Genomic DNA, 6,704 nt, shown 5'->3' with positions numbered 1-6,704 from the left:
GCCGCCCATTCACTTGGCCGTCTTTGCAACTCGCCTGCTTCCCGCATTTTGGACAATCCATCGCAACCTCCCGGTGCATGTTAATGACCCAAAACTTATACAGTATCTATATATAATTAGCAATGCCTTCACTTCAATAGTGACAAAAAAATACGACGTTGAACTGGATAAACCAGCCATTATCGCCTAAAAGTTTACCAAATTTTCGATGGGTTATAAAACTCTATTACAGCAAATTGGTTGTCCAGTTGTCTTTATTTAACTGTGACGTAGCCATCAAATAAGGTCGTTTAACCCGTCAGTATTTCCCGAAACGTCAAGTTGATGCGCGGTGTTTTGATTATCTTGGTTTTGGGCACCGAATGCAGCCAATGCTGTTGGCAGGTTCCTCCCATAACCAGTAGGTCGCCGTGTGCCAAATTGATAGCCAATGTTTGTTTGCTTTTTTTATGGTGCATTTTAAACAAGCGTCCATCCCCCAGGCTCAATGAGGCAATCACAGGGTTTATGCCTAACTCTTTTTCATCGTCGGCATGGCAGCCCATGGAGTCTTTGCCGTTCCGGTATAAATTAGCTAAAACGCTGTTAAAGGCGCACCGGCATTGCTGTTCTACTTTTTCCCTGATGTCCCGCAATTCTGAAGTCCACGGTTTTGGCTGATGATTGATGCCTGAATATTCATAATAGGCATCGGGATCGCCATACCAACACATCAAGCGGGGGACCTTAACCCACTTCCTGAAAATAAAAATGTCTTCCTCTTGCCAGTGCAAGCCGCTTAACAGCGTTGTAAATATTTGATCGGATTCGGGTTGACTATAGAATTGCCGGATTAAATACAGTTCTGCCCCATCAGCCAGATTGAAATCTATGGCACGGTTTTCTAGGTCAAAACTTAATTCCGCTTGTCTCAAGGTGGGTGTTCGATCAAAAATCAATGGATGCTTCGAGATAAAAGCTGCGCCCCGGTAAGGGCAGGTTGACAGGTAGTTCTTTAATGCCTGCCGGTTCCAGGTTATTGGCATCAAAAACATTCCTTAGGGAGGCGGCAAGATTGAGATGCCCCCAAAGCTTTTTGCCCCGTAAGGTAAAGTCTATGGTTTCATAATCGTTCAATGGCCTGGTGTCGCCAACGTCACGGGTTCTGCCGCCTATCCATTTCAGTTGTGATTGAAACTGCCACTGTGGCATAAACTGCCAAATGGCGGCAAAATAAACCTGATTTTCGGTTACGCCAGTTATCTGTCTGTTGGTCTGGTCGCTGCGTGAGTATTGCCAAGCATAATTTCCCGATAAGTTCCATTTATCTGGTAATTGCCAATTCCATTCCAGTTCGGCCCCGTACCCATTTTGAACACCGCTGTTGTTGTATTGTGAAACTGTTGGGCTAACAGGCACAATCGCTATCGGGTCATCAATGTGATAGTAGTAAAGGTTGAGGGCTGTCCTAAAGGATGAGACAGGCCGGTAATCAAACGCCCATTCAACGGTATTGATAGTCTCTGGTTTTAAATTCATGTTGCCAATATTTACTGAGCTATTTTGAAGGCCCAGCTCAAAAAAACTGGGCGCCCTGAATGCCTTGCCATAAAGGAATTTACTGGTTAGTTGTTCGTTGATATCCCACACCACGGCAAACCTGGGGTTAACCGTGCAGCCAAAATCAGAATAATGGTCATAACGTACCCCGGCAATCATGAGCCAATCGTCGGCAATCTGCCATTCGTCCTGCAACAGGAAGGTGGCAATAGTCCGGTTGGCATCTTTTAAAAAAGCAAAAGGCGTATCGGTTTTATCGGTTAAGGTGGCATCCACCACGGGTGGCAAGTTCTTTCCGTAATTATAGTTGGAAAGATTATTGACAGTAAGTTCTTCATACCTGAATCCCGTGCTGAACCGAAACAGGTGCTTGTCCAGGCCTTTATACAGGGAAGTCAATTCGATAGATGGAACTTGCTGGACATGCTTTACATCTTCAATGACACCATCGGGAAATAGTACCAATGCTTGGGATTGAAAATTTATATCTCCTTTGGCATCTATGGGCAAAAATGCATTGTCAGGAAAGATATTGACCCTGGCGCTGACATCGGAATGTAAATAACTGAGATGCGCCAGGAATTCCCAATCATCAAACCAGTCTTCTGTTGAAAACCGCATATCAGCCAAATATTGGGCGCTTTCGCCTGCACCCGTAGGGTCTAATGCCCCGCCAGCCCCTGATCTTGTCCCTATGTCAAAGCCATTAAACACCCAAAACCCGACATCCCAATGCTTGCGTTGCAGGTTTAGGTGCGTATTCAAGGATTTATACTGGGTGTTCATGGCTCCAGGAGTCAAGGAAGCATTTGTTCCCATTGCCCTATCAATGAGGGTTTGGCTGTCTTCCTGGTTAATCCGTCCGCTATCGCCCCCCTGGTATGTTGTACTGTATGCTGGTGGCAACATCCCAACCCGCCCACTGGCTTCCATATTGTCCCCAACCGCTTTGGGAATCCCAATTGCCGGCACGTACGCCCAATTGGGTGCCATTGATGTCTTGGGCTTTTTTGGTGATTACATTGATAACACCGGCAAAAGCATCGGCACCATAGACGGCAGAACCCGGCCCCCTGATAACTTCCACGCGCTGGATGTCTGCCACAGGCAAATCCAGGGCGGACTCCGTTGAGCCGCGAAAGGCTGTGGTAATACGAGTCCCGTTCAGCAAGAACAATATTTGCGAGTTATTTACATTAGCGATACCTCTTATGTTGTAACTAAGGTCATTGGACATGGGCTGTAAGCTAGCGTGTATCCTCGGAATAGTCTCCAAATTTTCATGCAGCTCAGTTGCACCCATCGTTTTAATTTGTTCTTCGGTGATCACGCTGGTCGATCCTGCCGACCGGAAATTTGGTTTCGATGTCCCTGTGTCTATGGTGACTGGCATTGCAGCCAGTTCGGCAGGGGTCATGGAAAAAAAGTCATCCATCTCCTCGTCAGCGGCATAGCTCGTTGTTGCACTGAATACGATCATCATTGCCAAACATTTAACACCTATTCTCCCTTGAATATTCATTTCTAGATGCTGCCAAATAAAGAGGTTAGGGGTTTAAGTTCCTCCAAGGGGACTGGTTTGCCGATACCATAGCCTTGGGCATAATCAATGCCAAGCGTTTTAAGCAGTTTAAAGATACGTTCATTTTCAACAAATTCGGCAATGGTCTTTTTATTCATGACATGTCCGACTTCATTAATAGATTTCACCATAGCCAGATCGACCCGATCATCAAGGATGTCTTTGACGAACAGGCCATCAATCTTAAGGTAATCCACCGGTAAATTTTTTAGATAAGCAAACGACGATAAACCGCTACCGAAATCATCCAGCGAAAACAGGCAACCTTGTTCTTTCAGATGATTAATAAATTGGGTGGCGTGTGCTAAATTGGAAATGGCGGCGGTTTCAGTTATTTCAAAACAGAGCTTGTTGGTCGGGACGTTCCACCGTAGGAACTGTTCTGAGATAAATTTCAGCATGGTATCATCAGACAACGACAAGCCTGACAGATTTATCGAGCAAACCGATAAGGTTTTGAGAAAATCTGGTTTGCCGGCCAGCCATTCAAGTAGATATGCGATTATCCAGCGATCCAGTTCAGGTGCTAGATTGTAGCGCTCGGCGGCCGGCAAAAAAACGCCAGGCGGAATGATATTGCCTCGGTCGTCGCGATAACGGAGCAATACTTCAAAATGTAAGCCTTCTTCGGCATTGTCCTCGCTGTCCAGGAGTGGGACGATAGCTTGTCCATACAGGAAAAAGCGTTTTTGCTCCAATCCTTGGTGAATTTTTTCCACCCATTGCATCTCGCCTTGACGCATAGCCAGATCTTCATCATCGGGACTGAACACATGAACCCGGTTTCGTCCCTTTTCTTTTGCCGCATAACAAGCTGCATCGGCTGCTTTAAACAGATCGACAGCATTGCCGCTGACGATGTTAATGGATGACACCCCAATACTGACACCGATGGTAAAGCTCCTGTCTTCCCAGGCAAAACTATAATCCTTGATTAAGTCGCGCAATTTCTCACAGGCTTGAGAAGCTTGGGCGGACGAGCAGTTGTACATTAATATCCCGAATTCATCACCGCCAAGACGGGCGACAAAATCATATTGCCGGATATTTTTTCTGAGTAACAAACCGAGTTGCTTAAGCAATTCGTCGCCTGCCAAATGTCCGCAGGTGTCGTTAACAACCTTAAATTGGTCGAGATCCAGGTAGCACAGGGCATGTTCGGTGTTTTCCTGATGGGCCAGGGTAATTGCCCGTTTCAAGTGGCGGTCGAATTTGTTCCGGTTGGCAAGTCCGGTCAACGCATCGTGGTCTGCCTGATAAGCGATTTGTTCATTCAATAAACGTGTTTCGGTTATATCTTCGTAAACGATTAATAAACTGCTCATATGCTGTTCATTTTCGACCAATCTCGCGGTCGCCCTGATCCAGATAACACGCCCGTTATAGCAAATGTTACGCATTTCCTGGTTGTGGATCTGCAAAGGGCTGGTGAGGCAGCGCTCGATCAAGTCCTGCATCAGGGAAGTGTCATCCGAGTGGATGAAATCAAATATAGAACAATTTTGCAGCTCTTCTACGGTTAAGCCCAGTTGTTTGGAGCCGGTGAGGTTGACTGAAGCAATAAGGCCATCTTTGGAAATATTGAAAACCATAGTCGGGTTATCGTCGTACAGTGTCAAATACCGGTTTTTTGCCTGCGTTAAAGCCTGGCTCTGGGTTTCGACGGTTTCAATCAGGCCATTGAATGATTCAACCAGTAATCCCATCTCGTCATTGCTCAGTTTGGTTGCCCTGAGTGAATAATCGCCGGTAGCGCTAATCAGCTTGACGGTACTGACTAGTTTTTGTATGGGTATCGAGATCAGTTTTAACAGGGGTTGTGAGAGCAAAAATGTCAGCAAAGAAACTGCCGACAGCACTAAAAACAGCATGCCGATAAACTGGATTTTTTGCCAGTAGGCATGGGACAAATTAGCACGGATATAAACGGTACCGACTTTGTCATTGTCCAAGTTAATGGGTTTAACAATTACCAGTTGTTTGCTTTCGAACCGGGTTGTTTCTCCCTCGATGGAAACCGGGCAGGTTTGGCTGGCATCGGCATTGTTCGCCAGCCCAACAAAAACCCTATCTTGATCGCCATATAAGCAAGTCACTTGTACAGCAGGGATGTTGTTGAATACAGCCAGATTTTCTATGGCCAAATTCCGGTCATCAAACATCAAGGCAGCGGAGCTGCGGTTGCCAATGACTTCTGCCAATGCTGACATATCGTCTTTGGTCGTGCGTTGAAATTCTTCAACCTCCAGAAGGAATAGGAAAAAACCTGCAAAGAGCATGGACACCAAGCTGGAAAACAGCAATATTAACAAAAGCTTGCGGTTGATTGACAAGTCCCTGAGTTTCTTAATCATGGCTTTCTTCCTTGATCAGCTCGGCGATCTCTAATAATTTAGCGCTGATTTTCAAGTCGGTTTGTTTTACCGATTGAAGGTTAATTTGCAGCTTGATTTTGTCATTTCTATTGACAAAGCCGATCATCCCGCCTTCTGCGGCAAAGGCTTCACTTTCTCCAACGACAAGGATTTTATGTTTATATGGGAGGGCCTGAATCTTTTCAAAAACTATTTTCAGCTTATTGGCGGCACTGACATAAAGAATTTGGCAGCCCCCTCTCAAGTTAGAAGCGGACAGGAAATCAGCTTCATCCAGTCTTAATATCTTGATAGGTAGGGAAAATGCAGATTTTTTTTCGATAGGGCCAATATCGGCACCAAAAGGATCGGCGCCTATGATACACAGATTGAACGTAGCGCTATTGACCTTAGGCCAAGTAATAAATTTGGTGAAGTTATACAGGTAACCGGCTTTGATCTTGAATTCAAGATTTTCATCGTCGGCGCATAGGCAGTCTGAAAGCAACAGCGTCAGGCATAGCAGCGTTCTTGTTAAGAAAGTACCCTTCATTTCTTTATGGCGCTTAGTTGCTTACACTTAGAGAAAGCGATAAATTCCGCTGGTTAAGGTGTGTTGCCTTATTGTTATAATAACGCCGCTACAGGACAAGGTCGTAGTGATAAAGTCAAGTTAGTAATGACTTGGCTTTGTAGGCGTATAAAAGTACACATTTTCATCCCCCAAAGTCTTAGTCTAACTATAACTTACAACTAATATAAATAGCTACATAAAAGCGTGCTGGCCCCCCTGTCATTGTGGCAAGACTCAATCGGCCTGAACATTCACGCGCGTCAGGAAAAATCTTTTCAAAACCCTGATCATATAGTCATGGTCGATGACACCGGCGCTCTCCCTAATGCTGTGCATAGCCCACATTGGGGCGCCGACATCAACAGAGCGAATCCCCAATTTGGCAGAGATAATGGGGCCTATCGTGCTGCCGCACATCAGGTCGCAGCGGTGCGAATAGCGTTGATAAGGTACATCCGCCTGATGGCACCAGTCGATAAACAACGCTTCCGAAATGCTTTCTGAGCTATAGCGTTGGTTCGCATTCATTTTGATTACCGGGCCATTGTTTAGCATGACCTTATGCTCATGGTCGTAAGCGGTAGGAAAATTGGGATGATAAGCATGTGCCATATCGGCGCTGACAAGGAAACTTTTCGCCAGGATTCTGGAAAAA

5 protein-coding genes and 1 pseudogene are annotated in these 6,704 nt (G+C 45.6%); all 6 read right to left on the bottom strand.

The window, feature by feature from the left end; all coding sequences use genetic code 11:
- Positions 1-290 precede the first annotated feature (290 nt).
- The gene (locus ACLQ6D_RS07910; RefSeq protein ID WP_411726744.1) at positions 291-938 is read right to left on the bottom strand and encodes an alpha-ketoglutarate-dependent dioxygenase AlkB family protein; all 648 of its coding nucleotides are present in this window, start codon (positions 936-938) and stop codon (positions 291-293) included.
- Positions 928-2,448 carry a TonB-dependent receptor plug domain-containing protein gene (locus tag ACLQ6D_RS07905; RefSeq protein WP_411726743.1) on the bottom strand — a complete coding sequence of 507 codons (1,521 nt, stop codon included), beginning with the start codon at positions 2,446-2,448 and terminating at the stop codon, positions 928-930. The genes ACLQ6D_RS07910 and ACLQ6D_RS07905 overlap by 11 nt, the downstream gene beginning before the upstream one ends.
- Positions 2,405-3,022, bottom strand: a complete 618-nt coding sequence (locus ACLQ6D_RS07900) for a TonB-dependent receptor plug domain-containing protein (RefSeq protein ID WP_411726742.1) — start codon at positions 3,020-3,022, stop codon at positions 2,405-2,407. The genes ACLQ6D_RS07905 and ACLQ6D_RS07900 overlap by 44 nt, the downstream gene beginning before the upstream one ends.
- 41 nt (positions 3,023-3,063) lie before the next feature.
- Positions 3,064-5,475, bottom strand: coding sequence for an EAL domain-containing protein (locus ACLQ6D_RS07895; RefSeq protein WP_411726741.1), 2,412 nt, complete (start codon positions 5,473-5,475; stop codon positions 3,064-3,066).
- Entirely contained in the window at positions 5,468-6,028 is a 561-nt protein-coding gene (locus ACLQ6D_RS07890) for a YfiR family protein (RefSeq protein ID WP_411726740.1), read from the bottom strand. The genes ACLQ6D_RS07895 and ACLQ6D_RS07890 overlap by 8 nt, the downstream gene beginning before the upstream one ends.
- Before the next feature lie 255 nt (positions 6,029-6,283).
- Positions 6,284-6,704 (bottom strand): annotated as a pseudogene (locus ACLQ6D_RS07885) (M18 family aminopeptidase); the annotation flags it as partial.

Origin of the sequence: Methyloglobulus sp. (assembly GCF_046714055.1) — a bacterium.
Taxonomy (GTDB): Bacteria; Pseudomonadota; Gammaproteobacteria; order Methylococcales; family Methylomonadaceae; genus Methyloglobulus.
This window is presented reverse-complemented; position numbering and strand designations above follow the sequence as displayed.

Coding starts and splice junctions, on each gene's coding strand:
- ACLQ6D_RS07905 (WP_411726743.1), bottom strand. CDS start 2,448: ATGTTGCCACCAGCATACAGTACAACATACCAGGGGGGCGATAGCGGA.
- ACLQ6D_RS07900 (WP_411726742.1), bottom strand. CDS start 3,022: ATGATGATCGTATTCAGTGCAACAACGAGCTATGCCGCTGACGAGGAG.
- ACLQ6D_RS07895 (WP_411726741.1), bottom strand. CDS start 5,475: ATGATTAAGAAACTCAGGGACTTGTCAATCAACCGCAAGCTTTTGTTA.
- ACLQ6D_RS07890 (WP_411726740.1), bottom strand. CDS start 6,028: ATGAAGGGTACTTTCTTAACAAGAACGCTGCTATGCCTGACGCTGTTG.